The organism is Streptomyces sp. NBC_00090 (assembly GCF_045160815.1).
Lineage (GTDB): Bacteria > Actinomycetota > Actinomycetes > Streptomycetales > Streptomycetaceae > Streptomyces.
The window spans coordinates 5616961-5632194 of sequence record NZ_CP108224.1 but is presented as its reverse complement, the minus strand read 5'-3'; the positions used below and the strand labels follow the sequence as shown (position 1 = coordinate 5632194).

The 15234-nt window shown below is 73.0% G+C and carries 14 protein-coding genes; 11 read left to right on the top strand and 3 right to left on the bottom strand.

The features are described 5' to 3' along the window. The 6 genes from OG361_RS25375 to OG361_RS25350 are packed head-to-tail and all read left to right on the top strand — an operon-like array spanning position 1 to position 7227. Positions 1-1338 carry an O-antigen ligase family protein gene (locus OG361_RS25375; protein WP_405857067.1) on the top strand — a complete coding sequence of 446 codons (1338 nt, stop codon included), beginning with the start codon at positions 1-3 and terminating at the stop codon, positions 1336-1338. Next, positions 1331-3520, top strand: a complete 2190-nt coding sequence (locus tag OG361_RS25370; RefSeq protein ID WP_405857065.1) for a lipid II flippase MurJ — start codon at positions 1331-1333, stop codon at positions 3518-3520. The genes OG361_RS25375 and OG361_RS25370 overlap by 8 nt, the downstream gene beginning before the upstream one ends. Beyond that, positions 3417-4226, top strand: coding sequence for a polysaccharide deacetylase family protein (locus OG361_RS25365; RefSeq protein WP_384563029.1), 810 nt, complete (start codon positions 3417-3419; stop codon positions 4224-4226). Before OG361_RS25370 ends, OG361_RS25365 begins: the two co-directional genes overlap by 104 nt. Then, positions 4223-5356: a glycosyltransferase gene (locus tag OG361_RS25360; RefSeq protein ID WP_405857063.1), complete on the top strand. Its 1134-nt coding sequence runs from the start codon at positions 4223-4225 to the stop codon at positions 5354-5356. The genes OG361_RS25365 and OG361_RS25360 overlap by 4 nt, the downstream gene beginning before the upstream one ends. A gap of 12 nt (positions 5357-5368) precedes the next feature. After that, positions 5369-6091 carry a lipopolysaccharide biosynthesis protein gene (locus OG361_RS25355; RefSeq protein WP_405857061.1) on the top strand — a complete coding sequence of 241 codons (723 nt, stop codon included), beginning with the start codon at positions 5369-5371 and terminating at the stop codon, positions 6089-6091. Continuing rightward, positions 6088-7227, top strand: a complete 1140-nt coding sequence (locus OG361_RS25350) for a GNAT family N-acetyltransferase (RefSeq protein WP_405857059.1) — start codon at positions 6088-6090, stop codon at positions 7225-7227. The genes OG361_RS25355 and OG361_RS25350 overlap by 4 nt, the downstream gene beginning before the upstream one ends. Before the next feature lie 36 nt (positions 7228-7263). On the opposite strand, the gene OG361_RS25345 is transcribed toward OG361_RS25350, so the two are convergent. Beyond that, positions 7264-8934, bottom strand: coding sequence for a glycoside hydrolase family 26 protein (locus OG361_RS25345; RefSeq protein ID WP_405857057.1), 1671 nt, complete (start codon positions 8932-8934; stop codon positions 7264-7266). Positions 8935-9101: 167 nt separating this feature from the next. On the opposite strand from OG361_RS25345, the gene OG361_RS25340 reads away from it, so the two are divergent. Then, complete coding sequence (locus OG361_RS25340) at positions 9102-10484, top strand: ATP-grasp domain-containing protein (protein ID WP_405857055.1); 1383 nt, start codon at positions 9102-9104, stop codon at positions 10482-10484. Positions 10485-10519: 35 nt separating this feature from the next. Further along, complete coding sequence (locus tag OG361_RS25335; protein ID WP_405862423.1) at positions 10520-11776, top strand: FAD-dependent oxidoreductase; 1257 nt, start codon at positions 10520-10522, stop codon at positions 11774-11776. Positions 11777-11844: 68 nt separating this feature from the next. On the opposite strand, the gene OG361_RS25330 is transcribed toward OG361_RS25335, so the two are convergent. Next, positions 11845-12078 carry a chaplin gene (locus tag OG361_RS25330; RefSeq protein WP_405857054.1) on the bottom strand — a complete coding sequence of 78 codons (234 nt, stop codon included), beginning with the start codon at positions 12076-12078 and terminating at the stop codon, positions 11845-11847. 176 nt (positions 12079-12254) lie between these two features. Further along, positions 12255-12668, bottom strand: coding sequence for a rodlin (locus tag OG361_RS25325; RefSeq protein ID WP_405857052.1), 414 nt, complete (start codon positions 12666-12668; stop codon positions 12255-12257). A gap of 218 nt (positions 12669-12886) precedes the next feature. Between OG361_RS25325 and OG361_RS25320 the strand changes: the two genes are divergently transcribed. The 3 genes from OG361_RS25320 (at position 12887) to OG361_RS25310 (ending at position 15218) form a co-directional block, all read left to right on the top strand. Next, positions 12887-13297, top strand: coding sequence for a rodlin (locus OG361_RS25320; protein ID WP_384563052.1), 411 nt, complete (start codon positions 12887-12889; stop codon positions 13295-13297). A 376-nt stretch (positions 13298-13673) separates the two neighbouring features. Beyond that, positions 13674-14714: an LCP family protein gene (locus OG361_RS25315; protein ID WP_405857049.1), complete on the top strand. Its 1041-nt coding sequence runs from the start codon at positions 13674-13676 to the stop codon at positions 14712-14714. Between the two features lie 96 nt (positions 14715-14810). Next, a complete protein-coding gene (locus OG361_RS25310; RefSeq protein ID WP_024757810.1) occupies positions 14811-15218 on the top strand; it encodes a rodlin in 408 nt (135 codons plus the stop codon). Positions 15219-15234: the final 16 nt, after the last annotated feature.

The window sequence follows — 15234 nt, the reverse complement described above, 5'->3', positions numbered from 1 at the left end:
ATGGCCACGGCCGTGACGCATGTGCCGGCGGTCGACCCGGAGGTACGGGACCGTTCCCGCGAGGACGTACGGGACTGGGTCCGCAGGGCCGGGGCGCTGTCCCCGGTCCTCGCCGTGATCGCGCTGCTGCTCGTCCCGGGCGGTGGCGGCGCGCAGGGCGGCACCGGCGGTACGGGCACGATCGCGGACGCGGCCTCCGGGCTCCTCGTCCTGATCTGTCTCGTGCGGGTGCTGCGCGGCGGGGTCCGGCCGCTGACCCGGGCGGCGGCCGTCGTCCTCGGCCTGCCCGTGCTCGGGATCTGTCTGGCGGCGATCACCTCGAACGACCCGGCGGCGAGCCTGCCCGGCGTCGCCCGCTACCTGCAGATCTTCGTCCTCGTCCCGGCGGCCGTGCTCCTGATGATCCGCGACCGGCGGGACTTCGCCGTGGTCGCCTGGGGTCTCGTCGGGCTCGCGCTACTCCAGGGCGCGGTGGGCGTGCTCCAGTACCTGACCGGTACGGGCGCCTCGTACATGGGTGAGGACATCCGGGCCGTCGGCACCTTCGGTCCCACCGACGTGATGGGCATGGCGACGGTCGTGTCGTACGGGCTCGTCGTCGTCACCGGGATCGCGCTCGGCAGCGGGCCGGGCCGGGCCCGGACGGCGGCGCTGGTCTGCGCGGGGCTGCTCTTCCTGCCGCTGGTGCTGTCCTTCAGCCGGGGCGCGTGGATCGCGACCGTGCTCGCCTGCGGCATCCAGCTGCTGCTCTCGGGGCCGCGCCGGGCGGCCCGGGTGGCGCTCGCGGCGGGGGCGCTGGCGGTGGTCCTCGTCGGGGGCCTGGGGATCGGTTCGGCGATGGTGAAGGAGCGGGTCGCGAGCATCACGCAGGTGGCGGCCGCGCCGGACCAGTCGGTGACGGACCGGTACACGATGTGGGCGGCGGCCGGCCGGATGTGGAGCACGGAGCCGGTCACGGGCGTCGGCCTCAAGGGCTTCCCCGCCTACCGCGACTCGAACGCCTCGCTGGCCCTGTCCTCCGGCAGCGACACGGCCGGCGCGGGCGCCGCCTTCCAGCGGCAGCCGCTGCTCTCCCCGCACAACATGTACCTCCTGGTCCTCAGCGAGCAGGGCCTCCTGGGGCTGCTCGCCCTGGCGGGCAGCTGGGTGGCGCTGCTCGTCGGCGCGCTGCGGCGGCGGCGCATCGGCGCGGACTGCGCGCTCGTCGCGACGGGCCTGCTGGCCTGGCAGCTCATCGACTTCTTCTACGCGGACATCGGCGGCCCCTCGACGGTGCTGATGTCGGTCGTGTTCGGTCTGGCGGCCTGGTGGTCGCTGGCTGGGGTGCGGCGTGCGTGACCCCTGGGCCGGGGAACCGGAGCCCACGGACACCCCGTGGGCCGGCGCCCCGCGCTCCGCGCCCCGGCCGCCCTGCGGCGCCCCGCTGACCGACCCCTGGCCGACCGCGCCTCCGGGGCCCACGGACTCCCCGTGGGCCCCGGAGGCCGCCGTGCTGCCGGGGGCCGATTCGGAGGTGGGAGCCGGGGCGAGAGCGGGGGCGGGAGCGGGAACCGGAGTGCTCCCCGGCTCGGTGCCGGAGCCGGCGGTACGGGCACCGGTGGCGGTGGCGCTCGGGTGCGGCGCCACACCCGGAGGAGCGGTCGGAAGAGCAGTCAAAGGCGGGCCCCGAACGCCCGGCGGAGCGCGCCGGACGCCGGGCCCGCCGCCCGCCACCGGCCACCGCGCCACCAGCCACCGCGCCACCGGCCACCGCGCCACCGGGCAGGCGCCGCGCAGTGGCCGCCGGGCGCACGCCCGGGGCCGGACGGCGCGCACCGGCGCGTCCGAGGGACGGGGGTTCCTCGCGAAGGCCGCCGCCGTGACCGCCGCGCTCACCGCCGTCGGGGCCCTGCTCGGGCTCGTACGGGACCAGATCCTGGCCGGGTACTTCGGGGCCGGGGCCGAGACGGACGCGTTCCTGGTGGCGTGGACCGTGCCGGAGTTCGCCTCGACGCTGCTCATCGAGGACGCGCTCGCGCTGATCCTCGTACCCGCCTTCTCCCGGGCCCTCGCCCGCCGCTCCGGCAGCCTGTTCGGGGATCCGGTGCGTGCCCTCGTACGCGGCACGCTCCCCAGGCTCACCCTCGGCGTCGGCGTCGCCGCCGCCGTACTCGTCATCGCCGCGCCGCTGATCGTCTCCGCCCTCGCCCCGGGTCTGCCCGACCCGCAGCTCGCCGTCGACTGCACCCGGCTGACCGCGACCTGTGTGCTGTCCTTCGCGCTGGTGGGCTACTGCTCGGCCGCGCTGCGCGCGCACGGCTGCTTCCTGCCCCCGGCCGCGATCTACGTGGCGTACAACGTCGGCATCATCGGCACCATCCTGGTGCTGCGCGAGCCGTGGGGGGTGCGGTCCGCCGCCGCCGGGGTCGCGGTCGGCGGGGTCCTCATGGTCCTCGTCCAGGCCCCCTCGCTCCTCCGCGAGCTGCGCGTCCGCCCGGTGCCGAGGGAGGAGCCGACCTCGCTCGCACCCGGAGACGGGGCGGTCGGGCGGGGCGGTCTCGGCGGCAGGGTCGGGCAGGAGGGGCGCATCCTGGTCCTCGGCCTGATCGCGCCCGTCGTCGCCTTCTCGCTCTGCCGCCAGTCCCAGACGCTCATCGAGCGGTTCCTCGCCTCGCCGCTGCCCGCCGGGGCCATCTCGCATCTGAACTACGCGCAGAAGGTCGCGCAGATGCCGATGATCCTCTCCCTGATGCTGTGCACGGTCAGCTTCCCGGTGGTCGCCCGCGCCCTCGCGGCGGGCGACACCGAGGCGGCCCGCCGCCGTGTCGAGCGGGATCTGCTGCTCGCCGCCGTCGTCGTCCTGGTCGGCGCCTCCACGGTGATCGCCGCCGCCCCCAAGATCGTCGAACTCCTCTTCGAGCGTGGCGAGTTCGCACGTACGGACACGGTCGCCACCGCCGCCGTCATGCGGGTCTACGCCCTCGGCCTGCTGGGCCAGACCATGGTCGGCGCCCTGGTCCGCTGCTACTTCTCCGCCGCCCGCCCGCTCTGGTACCCGGCCGCCGCCATGGCCGCCGGACTCGCCACGACCACCGTCGCCGGCATCCCCGGCGCCCACTACTGGGGCGCCGTCGGCATCGCCGCCGCCAACGCGCTCGGCATCACGTGCACCGCCGTCCTGCTGCTGCGCGGCGCGCACCGCCAGGCCGTGCCCGTCCAGGTCGACCGGCTCGGCGAGGGGCTCCTCCGGCTCGCCACCGCCGGCGCGTGGGCCACCGGCGCCGGCTGGCTCTGCTCGGTCGCCGTCCACTCCGCCGCCCTCGCCGTCGCCGTCGCGAGCCTCGTCGTCATCGGCGTCTTCCTGCTCTTCATCGCCTGCGCCGCCAACGCGCCGGAGATTCCGCCCCTGCCCCGCTCCGCCTCACGGAGGACCGACCATGCCCGCCCCCACCGCGCTGCGCCGACTGCTGCCGAAGCCGCCCCTGTGGGTGAAACCGCCCCTGTGGGTGGCGATGTACCACTCGATCACGGACCCCGGTGACGACCCGTACCACGTGACCGTCTCCCCCGTGCGCTTCGCCCGGCAGCTGCACTGGCTCGGCGACCGGGGACTGCGCGGTGTCTCGGTGCGGGAGCTGCTCGCCGCCACCGCCGCCGGACGCGCCAAGGGGCTCGTCGGCCTCACCTTCGACGACGGCTACGCCGACTTCCTCGACTCGGCGCTGCCGCTGCTGCGCCGCCACGGATTCACGGCCACCGTCTACGTCCTGCCCGGCCGGCTGGGCGGGGAGAACGCCTGGGACGGCAACGGCCCGCGCAAACGGCTCCTCGACGAGGACGGCATCCTGCGGATCGCGGAGGCCGGCATGGAGATCGGCTCCCACGGCCTCACCCACGTCCCCCTCACCGAGGCCGACGACTCGGCGCTCGCGGACGAGACCCGGCGCAGCCGCGAGCTCCTGGAGGAGATGACCGGCGAGACCGTGGACGGCTTCTGCTACCCGTACGGGAAGGTCGACCCGCGCGTGATCCACGCCGTACGGAAGGCCGGCTACCGCCACGCCTGCGCGATCGATCCGGGCCCGCACACCGGCGCGTACGCCCTGCCCCGCGTCCACATCGGCGAGAACGACACCCCCTGGCGGCTCACCGCCAAGCGCGTGCTGCACCCGCTGCGCCGCCGCCATCCCGTCGACGTGTTCCCCTCCCGGGCGCAGGCCGGACCCGCCGTGGTGGGTGCGCCGTGAAGGTCCTGCACGTCATCACCGGGCTCGGCATCGGCGGCGCCGAGCAGCAACTGCGGCTCCTGCTGCGCCACCTCCCCGTCCAGCACGGGGTGGTCACCCTCACCAACCCCGGCGCGGTCGCCGCGGGCATCGAGGCCGACGGCACCCCCGTCACCCATCTGGGCATGGCCGGCAACCGCGACCTCGGCGCGCTGCCCCGCCTCGCGCGGATCGTCCGCCAGGGCCGCTACGACCTCGTACACACCCACCTCTACCGGGCGTGCGTGTACGGCAGGCTGGCGGCCCGACTCGCCGGGGTCCGCCGGGTCATCGCCACCGAGCACTCGCTCGGCGAGGTCCAGATCGAGGGCCGTCCGCTCTCCGCGGGGACCCGCGCCCTGTACCTGGCGTCCGAGCGGCTCGGCACCTCCACGGTCGCCGTCTCGCCCAGCGTGGCCCGCCGCCTCGCCGACTGGGGCGTGCCCCCGGCCCGTATCCGGGTCGTGCCCAACGGCATCGAGACCGGCCGCTTCGCCTTCGACGCCCGTGCCCGCCGCCTCACCAGGGGCGTCCTCGGCATCCCCGAGGACGCCCACGTCGTCGGCGGGGTGGGCCGGCTGACCCCCGGGAAACGATTCGACCGGCTCGTCCGGGCCGTGGCCTCGGTGCCGGACGCCCGGCTGCTGCTCGTCGGCGAGGGCGAGCACCGCGAGGCACTGCTGCGGGTGGCCCGGGAGTGCGGGGCCGCCGACCGGGTGCTGCTCGTCGGGGCCTGCGAGGACCCGCCGTCCGTCACGTCGCTGGGGCCCTCGCTGCCCGAACTGCTCTCCGCCATGGACGTCTTCGTGTCCACCTCCCCCGACGAGACCTTCGGGCTCGCGGTCGTCGAGGCGCTGGCCGCGGGCCTGCCCGTGCTGTACGTGACCTGCCCCGCGATCGACGACCTGCCACCGGACGCGGCCCCCGGCGCCCGCCGGATCGGCGAGTCCGTGTCCGAGCTGATCTCCGCGCTGCGCGGCATCCGGGACGCCCGGCTCACCCGGCTCCCACAGCCGGCGGCCGCCCGCCGCTACGACATCACGCGCAGCGCAGGGCAGTTGATGTCCCTCTACGACCAGGCCGTCCACGCCACCCCCTCCCCCGCGAAGTGAGAGAGCCGCACCATGAAGACCACCCCACCCCGCGCCTTCCCGTCCGCCGGCCTGCGCCGCCCCGGCCGCTGGGCGGTGCTCCCCGCCGCCGTCCTCGCCGGAGCGGTGCTCGGCGGCGGATACGGAGCACTCAAGACCCCGCAGTACGCGGCGACCAGCTACGTCATCGTCGTACCGGCCGAGAAGTCCGACCCGGCGGCGGCGCTCGGCTTCGCCCAGGCCTACGGGCGGGTCGCCACCGACATCGCGGTGACCGGCGACGCCCAGGTGTGGGCGGGGGTCACCGCCGACACCCTGCGCAGAAGCGTCCAGGCGGCGACCTCCCCGGACGCGCCGATGATCTCGATCACCGCCCGGGCCCAGCAGCCCGCGAAGGCCGTGTCCATGGCCGACGGGGTGGCCCGCGCGCTCGTCCTCAACAGCACGCACGTCGCCGGCAGCACGGGCGTGAAGGTCGTCCAGTTCTCCCGCGCCACCAAGCCGGTCGCCCCGGTCTCCCCCTCCGCGCCGCTCTCCGCCCTCGTCGGCGGCTGCGCGGGCGGGCTCCTCGGCGGCCTGGTCCTGCTCGTCCGCCCGAAGCGCTCCGCCGCGCGCGGCGAGGCCCGCCACTCCCGGCAGACCGCCGCCGCTCCCGGCGCCCCCGGCACCGGAGGCACCGCGGTGCCCGCCTCCACGCCCGCCGCGGTGCCCGCCCCCGCGGTCGCCTCGCACCAGCCGGAACCGGAGGCGGTGTGACCCCGAGAGCCCTGCGGACCGAGATCTGCCGTGACGAGGAGCGGTTCGGGCGGCTGGCGGCCGAGTGGACGGCGCTGTACGGGCGCTGCTCCTCCGCGACCCCCTTCCAGTCCCACTCCTGGCTGCACTCCTGGTGGCTCTCGTACGGCCGGCCGGGTGCGCTGCGGGTGGTGCTCGTACGACGGGACGGCGGCGAACTCGTCGCCGCCGCACCCCTGATGCGGGCCGGCGGCCCGCTGCCCGTCCTCACCCAGCTCGGCGGCAGGATCACCGACTTCACGGACGTGCTCCTCGACGACGACTGCCCCGAGGCGGCCGAAGCCCTGGCCGGGGCCCTCGCCAGGGCGGCCCGGGGTGCGGTGGTCGACCTGCGGGAGGTGCGGCCCGGGGCGGCCAGCGAGCGGGTCTTCGCCCGCTGGCGGGGGCCGCGCCGACGGCTGCCCGACTCGCTCTGCCTGGAGCTGCCCGCCGTACCCATGGAAGGGCTGCTCGAACGGATCCCGTCCGGGAAGGCCCAGCGGGTCCGCGCCAAGCTGCGCAAGCTGGACGCCCTCGGCATCGACTCGCACATCGTCACCGGCGACGAGGTCCCGGCCGCCCTCGAACGGCTCCTGAGACTCCATCAGCTCCAGTGGCAGGGGCGGGGGGTGACCGCCGAGCACACGAGCCGGCGGTTCGCCCAGCACCTCGCGCGGGCCGTCCGGCCCATGGTGGAGCGCGGGGACGCGATGGTCACCGAGTTCCGGCTCGCCGGGGACGTGGTGGCCGCCGACCTGACCCTGATGTCCCCGCGGCTCGCCGGCGGCTACCTGTACGGCGCCGACCCGACCCTGCGGGCCCGCAAGGTCGACGTGGCGACGATGCTGCTGCGCCACGGGGCCCGCGAGACCAGCACCGGTGGGCGGGCCACGCTCAGCATGCTGCGCGGCACCGAGGCGTACAAGCACCACTGGCGGCCCGAGGCCGTCCGCAACCAGCGGCTGATGCTCGCCGGGCGGGGTACGGCCCCGCTCCTCTGGCTGCGCGCGGGCGCCGCCGACGGGCGCCGCTGGGCGGCCCGGCAGGCCCGGGAGCGGGCCTGGGTGGGGCGGGCGCTCGCCCGGCTCCCCGGACGGACGCCGAACGGCGGCGGCTGATCTCAGCCGCCGCCGCGAGGATCCGGCACCGTCCGGTCAGAAGGGCCAGACGCCCTTCAGCGCGTCCTTCCAGTCGAGGTCGACCTCGTCCTTCCAGGAGTCCTTCGGGACACAGACGGGCCCGCCGATCCAACTCTCGACCCACGAACCGAGGTTCACGGTCCAACAGTCGGGCTTGGGCTCGGGCTTCGGCTCGGGCTTGGGTTCCGGCTTGGGCTCAGGCTTGGGTTCCGGCTTGGGCTCAGGCTTCGGTTCCGGCTTCGGTTCCGGCTTCGGCTCGGGCTTGGGCTCAGGCTTCGGCTCGGGCTTCGGTTCCGGCTTCGGTTCCGGCTTCGGTTCCGGCTTCGGTTCCGGCTTCGGCTCGGGCTTCGGTTCCGGCTTCGGTTCCGGCTTCGGCTCGGGCTTCGGCTCAGGCTTCGGCTCGGGCTTGGGCTCGGGCTTCGGAACCGGGACCGTCGGGTCCGTCGGGTCCGTCGGGTCCGTCGGGTCCGTCGGATCGACCGGGTCCACAGGGTCCACCGGATCTGTGGGATCAACCGGATCGACCGGATCGACCGGATCCACGGGATCGACCGGATCGACGGGATCGACCGGATCGACGGGATCAACCGGGTCCACCGGATCGACCGGATCCACGGGATCAACCGGGTCCACCGGATCCGTCGGGACTTCCGGGAGTTCCGGGACTTCCGGGAGTTCCGGTTCCGTCCCGTACAGCATCTGACGGAACACCAGCGAAGAGCGCGGATTGTCGTCGCACTGCCAAACGCCGTGCGGACAGTAGTCCGTGATCGTGTGGTAGAGCGGCTTGTGCAGCTTCATCCATTCCAGCATGCGCCGCATGTAGACCGGGTTGTCGCCGTTCCGGAAGAGCCCCCATTCGGGATAGGAGATCTGCTTTCCGTGCTCGGCGGCGAAATCGACCTGCTTCTGGAGCCCGTACGGCTCGCTCACGTGCTGGTCGAAACTCGCTCCCGGCGGCTGGTCGTACGAGTCCATGCCGATGATGTCGACGACGTCGTCGCCCGGGTAGCACTCGGTCCACGGGACGGCGTCCCGGCCGCGGCTGGGATTGAAGTCGAAGCGGAACTCCTGGCCGGGCACGGAACGCATCGCCGTGACGATGCGGTTCCAGTACTTCTTCCAGGCCGTGGGGTCCGGCGCGCACCGGTGGGTGTACGTCGTGCCGTTCATCTCCCAGCCGAGGACGATGACGGTGTCGGTCGCCCGGAGCTCGACGAGCCGTTGGGCGAGGGTCCTGAAGTGGTGGTCGTAGTACCCGGCCGCGCCCAGCTGGAGCTGGCGGCGGACCTCGTAGTCGGAGACGCCGGCCTCGTTCCGCTCCAGCATGGGGACGTTGAGGACGAACAGCCGGTCGGCCTGCTCGTTGCGCCAGTCCGCCCAGGCGTCGAGGAAGCCGGGCGGGCCCTCGATGTTCTTCCAGAGGTCGCCCGGGAGGTAGGTGTGGCCGACGCGGAGTTCGCGCCCGCCGAGCCACCGCTGAAGCTCCCCGATGCGGGCGACCCCGAGCGCGCCCGAGTCGAGGAAGGCGCCCATGGCGCTGGAGAGAGTCGGTCCGGGGTCTTTCGTCGTTACGGAGTCGGTGGCGTGGGCGGGAGACGACAGCACGACTGAGCCCGAGGCGAGGAGACCGGCGGTGAACACCCCCAGCCACACTTTCGATGTTCTCCGATGTGCAGCTGCCATGGCCGCTCCTTCACGTCGTTCGCGTCGCTCGCGTTTTGATGATCCGTCAATCCGATACTCCGAAAGTATTCCTAATGAGCCGACCGTGAACTCGGCTCCCCTCTGATCAATAGTCCATTAGAGGATTTCATCGCCCAGTTGGGGCACCCGAGATGAAGGGGCATGCCGTGCCGCGCCGTCAGAGTTTCGACACCCGCGTTCCCACCGTCCTTGTGCGGCTCGACCGGAACCCCTTCCATCACGGCACTCTCGGCGCCGCGCGCTCGCTGGGAAGGGCCGGAATTCCGGTCCATGCCGTCATCGAATCGAGCACCAGTCCGGTCGCCCGCTCCCGATATCTCCGCTCGGTCCGCGCCCGCCCGGCCACGTCCTCCTCCGTCGAGCTCGTGGCCCTGCTGACCACCATCGCCGACGAGATCGGCGGGCTCGGCGGGCTCAGCGATCTCGGCGATCCCGGCGATCGCACCCATCCCGGCGAGCCCGGCGGCACCACGGCCGACGCTCCGTCACATCCCGTCCTGGTCCTCCCCCTGGACGACATCAGCGCTCTCGCCCTGGCGCGTCGGCGCGCCGAGCTCTCCCCCCGCTTCCTGCTGCCCGAGCAGACCGAGGAGCAGTTGCTGCGGGTCGCGGACAAGGCCGCGCTCGCCAGGACCTGCGCGGCCCTCGGCCTGCCCCATCCCCGTACCGAACTCCCCACCTGCGCCGACGAGGCCGCCGCCATGGCCTGGGCGGTCGGTCTCCCGGTGGTCGCCAAGTGGAGCAGGCCCTGGCTGCTGCAGGCCGGCCGCGGTCTGCGCAGTACGTCGATCGTGCGGTCGCTCGCCGAGGTGCGGGAGCTGTACGCGCGCACCCCGGAGGCCGGCAGCCGGCTGCTGCTCCAGGAACTCCTGCCGGCGGGCCGGGACCTGGACTGGTTCTTCCACGGGTACGTGGACTCCGCCGGCCACTGCACGGCGGGGGCCACCGGCCGCAAGGAGCGGTCCTGGCCCGACGGGGCCGGGCTCACGGCCGTCGGCCGCTGGACGGTGAACCCGGCCGTGGACCGGACGGCCCGCGAGCTGCTCGACGCGCTCGGCTACCGGGGCGTCTGCGACCTGGACTTCCGGCTCGACCGGTCCACCGGCGCGTACCACCTGCTCGACTTCAACCCCCGGCCCGGCGCGCAGTTCCGGCTCTTCGCCGACCCCGACGGCCTGGACGTCGTCCGGGCGATGCACCTGGACCTCACCGGCCGGCCCGTGCCGCCGCACTTCCCCGCGTACGGCCGCCGCTTCGTCGTCGAGAACTACGCGGCGCTCTCGCTCCTCACCTCCCCGCGCCGCCGGTACGCGGCCGAGCCCGGCACCGCGCGGCGGACCGAGTGCGCGTGGTTCGCTGCCGACGACCCGGCACCCGCGCTCGCGATGGGCCGCGCCTGGCTCACGCACCTCCTGCGCAGGGCCGTCGGCGCGCTCGCCCGGCGGCTCGGGACCGGCCGGGCGCCGCATCCGGCCACCCTGCCGGCGCCGTCGGCCCGCACCCCCTCCGACCAGCTCACCCAACGATGAGAACGATGAGGACGGAAGGCACGATGTCGAAGTCGATGTACGACCTGGTGGTCGTCGGAGCCGGACCCTACGGTCTGTCCGTGGCCGCGCACGCGGCGGCCCGCGGGCTGGACCTGCGGACCTTCGGCCGCTCGATGGAGTCCTGGCACGCCATGCCCTCGGGCATGTTCCTGAAGTCGGAGCCGTGGGCGTCCCATCTCTCCGACCCGGAGGGGGCGTACGGGCTCGACGCCTACGCCGTGACGCGGGGCGTCCGGGCCGAGCACGGCGTGCCCCTGCCGGTCGGCTTCTTCGCCTCGTACGGCGACTGGTTCGCCCGCCAGGCCGTGCCCGCCCTCGACGGACGTCTGATCGCCTCGGTCGCCCCCGCGGCGGAGGGCTTCGAACTGCGGACGGAGGACGGCGAGTCGATCCGTACGCGGACCGTGGCCCTCGCCGTCGGCGTGCTGCCCTTCATGGAGATCCCGGGGCCGCTGCGGGGGCTGCCCCGGCGGTACGTCACCCACTCCAGCCACCACGGCGAACTCGACCGCTTCGCCGGGCAGGACGTGACCGTCGTCGGCGCCGGTCAGGCCGCCCTGGAGACGGCCGCGCTCCTCACCGAAGGGGGAGCCGGCACCGTGCGGATCGTCGCGCGCGCGGACCGGCTGAACTGGAACACCCTGCCCCCGGCCCTCGATCGCGGCCTCTGGCGCTCGCTGCGCGCCCCGCACACGGGCCTCGGCTGCGGCTGGCACAACAAGCTCTACGCGGACACCCCGGGGATCTTCCGGCGGCTGCCGCCCGCCACCCGCGAGCGGATCTTCGATTCGGCGCTGGGTCCGGCGGGCGCGTGGTGGCTGCGGGAACGGTTCGCGGCCGTCGGGGACGTACGGCTCGGGCAGCGGATCACCTCGGCGAAGGTCACCGGGGACGAGCGGCTCCGGCTCGACGTCGCCGGCCCCGGGGGGACGACGGTCCTGGAGACCGACCATGTCGTGGCCGCGACGGGCTTCACCCCGAGCCTGGAGCGGGCCGGGATGCTCGACCCGGCGCTGCTCGGTGCGCTGCGGACGGTCGGCGCGATCGGCGCTCCGCAGGTCGGCGGCCTCTTCGAGTCCTCGTGGCCGGGCCTCTTCCTGGCCGGGCTGCTCACGGCCCCTTCGTACGGACCGTCGATGCGGTTCGTCCTCGGCGCCGAGTACACGGCGGGCCGGCTGGCGCGGGGTGTACGGCAGCGGCTGCGGTCGGGCGCCCGGGGCGGCACGGTCGGCCGGCCCCGTACGGGCGAGAAGGCCACCGTCGGTACCTAGGGGAGGGCCGGCCCCGGGGAGCGGGTGCTCTCCGGGGCCGGCCCCTGTGCCTGAGTGCCGCTGTGGACTCAGAAGTTGCCGCAGAAGTTGCCGACGGCCGGGTTCAGCACACCGATGACGTTCACGCTGTTGCCGCAGACGTTGATCGGCGCGTGGATCGGGACCTGGACCACGTTGCCGGAGAGAACGCCCGGCGAACCGATGGCCGCGCCGTACGCGTCCGCGTCCGCGAAGGCGGGCGACGCCGCACCCATGGCCATGACGATTCCGGCGATGACGGCCGCGGCCTTCTTACAGTTCATTGCGTCTGGATCCTTTCCTCGGCGGAATACGTTTCCGCTGCACACCACACAACGAACACGCCTCACAAAGGAAACCGAAACAACGACGGCCTCTCCTCTTTCACTCCATTGCCCGCACGAAACAGGGCCGGAGGGAACGTGGACGTTCCCTCCGGCCCTGTCGTGCGCGGTGCGGATCAGCCGTTGTAGGCGCCGTTCCCGGAGAGGACCGGAATGTCCTCCAGGATGTGCGACAGCGGCTCGTCACCCTTGGCCTGGGTGGAGTTCTCGGTGCACTGCTGGTTCTGCGGGGAGGACAGGACGTTGATGTCCTGGACGGCGACCGGGACGAGGACGCCGACGACGGAGCCCACGTTGCCCTTGACCGGGGCGCCGAGGCAGACCTTGTTCAGCGAGCCCTGGACCGCCGAGAACTGCGGGCTCAAGTCACCGGCGGTCTTGGAGTTGCCGAACGACTGGTGGGCGCCGTTGCCGCTCAGCGAGGTGGTGCCGCCGTCGTTGGCGATGGCGAGGGCCGGGGAGGCCGCCGCAGCGGAAGCGCCGACAACAGAGGCCGTAACAGCCGCAGCCGCCATAATCTTCTTGATCACGGTGATTCCGTTCCTGTTCCCACCAATCGACCTGATTGATGCGACGGGATCAACTGCGCCCGGGGGCTTTGGTTCCGGCCCTTCACTCGTTCGACTGGGACCTCGTTTCGCGCTGTCGAGTGCGCTCCGCCAAGGGGGTGACACGGCGGAACCCAAACGTCCGGAACCAGTTGATCAGGGCGCTCCCTGCACGGAGCCGGTTCTAGAAGGGAACTCCCGTGATCAAGAAGGTTATGGCCACTGCGGCCGCAGCCGTCTCCATCGTCGGCGCGTCCGCCGCGGTGGCGACCCCGGCGCTCGCGATCGCCAACGACGGTGGCACCACCTCGCTGAGCGGCAACCACGCTCACCAGGAGTACGGAAACTCCGCCACCTACGGCAACATGAGCCCGCAGTTCGCGCTCGTCCAGGGCTCCCTGAACAAGCCGTGCATCGGCCTCCCGGCCAAGGTCAACGCCGGCTCGCTCATCGGCGCGATCCCGATCGCCGTCCAGGACATCAACGTCCTGTCCTCCCCGCAGAACCAGCAGTGCACCGAGAACTCCACCCAGGCCAAGGGTGACGAGGCTCTGTCGCACATCCTGGACGACATCCCGGTCCTCTCGGGCAACGGCGTCGGCAACAACTGACGTTCCGTACGTCAGGGGCCGCCCTCCGGGGCGGCCCCTTTCGTTTGGGTCCTACCTGTGCGGCCAGACGGGGGTGGACATGAGCCGCTCCCACTCCCGGTCCGGCATTCCCGGCACCGTGCGCCCCGCCTGCACCCACTGCGTCACCAGTGCGGAATAGACCGGGAATGGTGTGCGGTCGGCTGGGGGAGGGTCACTCACATATCGGCTCTTCGGAATGAAGGCCATCCGTTCCCATTTCCCGGGATCCGGCGCCATCTTCGCTCCTTCCGCTGCGATTCACGCATCATTACACAGGCTCCGCAGAAGAGTGATTGGCTCTGTCCATGTCGCGTCGCGTACCTGTGTACGAGCAGGGTCGAATTAGCGTGCGGGCATGAATTTCCCGCGCCCGAAGCGGCCCCGGCGTCTGCTGCTCGCCCCCGCGGCACTCACCGCTCTCGCCGCCCTCGTTCCCGGCGCTCTCGCCGCCGCCCCGACCGAACTCCCCTCCCCCGAGCAGGGGCTGAACATCCTGGTGGTCGGCCTCGACACCCGGCGGGGCGTCACCGAGGCGGAGAAGGAGCGCTACCGGCTCGGCGGGAAGGAGTGCGACTGCACGGACGTGATGATGCTCGTGCACGTCTCGGCGGAGAACGACCGGGTCGACGTCGTGGGCCTGCCGCGCGACTCGCTCACCGCCTTCCCCGCCGACCACCACGACCGGCGGACCGGCAAGGTGCACGCCGCCCACCCGGCGAAGATCAACGGCGCCTGGGCGGAGGGTGGTTCCCCGTTCGCGGTGGAGATCGTCGAGTCGATGACCGGGCTCGACGTCCACCGGTACCTGGAGATCGACTTCCGGCGCTTCATGGACACCGTGGACAAGGTCGACGGCGGGGTGCCCGTCTGTACGGCGGAGCCGCTCAACGACCCCGCCACCGGCATCGACCTCCAGCCCGGGACCAAGCGCGTCGGGGGCGGCGAGGCGCTCCAGTACGTCCGCTCGCGGAAGGCGGACGGGCAGATGGACTTCGGCCGGATCCGCAAACAGCAGCAGTTCGTCGTCAACACCCTGGAAGGGCTCCGCGACGGGATCCTCTACGACCCGGAGCAGTTGAAGGCCTTCGCCGCGACGCTGCGCGGGACGGCGGCGGCGGAGCGCGGGATCTCGACGGCGGAGCTGCTGACGCTCGCCGCCCGGCTCCGGGACCTGCCCCCGGACCGTACGGAGTTCGCGACCGTGCCCGTACGGGACTTCAACCCGACCGTCGCGGGCGTCGGTTCCACGATCGCCTGGAACGAGGAGGGGGCGGCGGAGGTCTTCGGGCGGCTGCGCGAGGACCGGCCGCTGCCGGCCGCCGGGGACGTCGCCCCCAGCGCGATCTCGGCGGCCACGTACCGGCCCGCGAAGGGGTCCTCGCTCATCTGCCCGTAGTCCGTCCGGTGGACTTACCGGAACCTCCGGACTTCTGACCAGTTGATCAGCACGGCTCGGCACTCAGCGCGAGCCAGAATCCGAAAGGCCTGAACAATGAAGAAGCTCTTGGCTACGGCTGCTGTGGCCGCGTCGGTCCTCGGCGCGACGGCGGCGGGTGCCGGACAGGCGCTCGCGATCGCCGACGACGGTGGCACCACCTCGCTGAGCGGCAACGGTGCCCACCAGGAGTTCGGCAACTCCGCCACCTACGGCAACATGAGCCCGCAGTTCGCGCTCGTCCAGGGTTCCCTGAACAAGCCGTGCGTCGGCCTCCCGGCCAAGGTCAACGCCGGTTCGCTGATCGGCCTCATCCCGATCGCGGTCCAGGACGTCAACGTCCTGTCCTCCCCGCAGAACCAGCAGTGCACCGAGAACTCCACCCAGGCCAAGGGTGACGAGCCGCTGTCGCACATCCTCAGCGACATCCCCGTGCTGTCCGGCAACGGCGCCGGCAACAGCTGAGCGACGACGCTCGGCG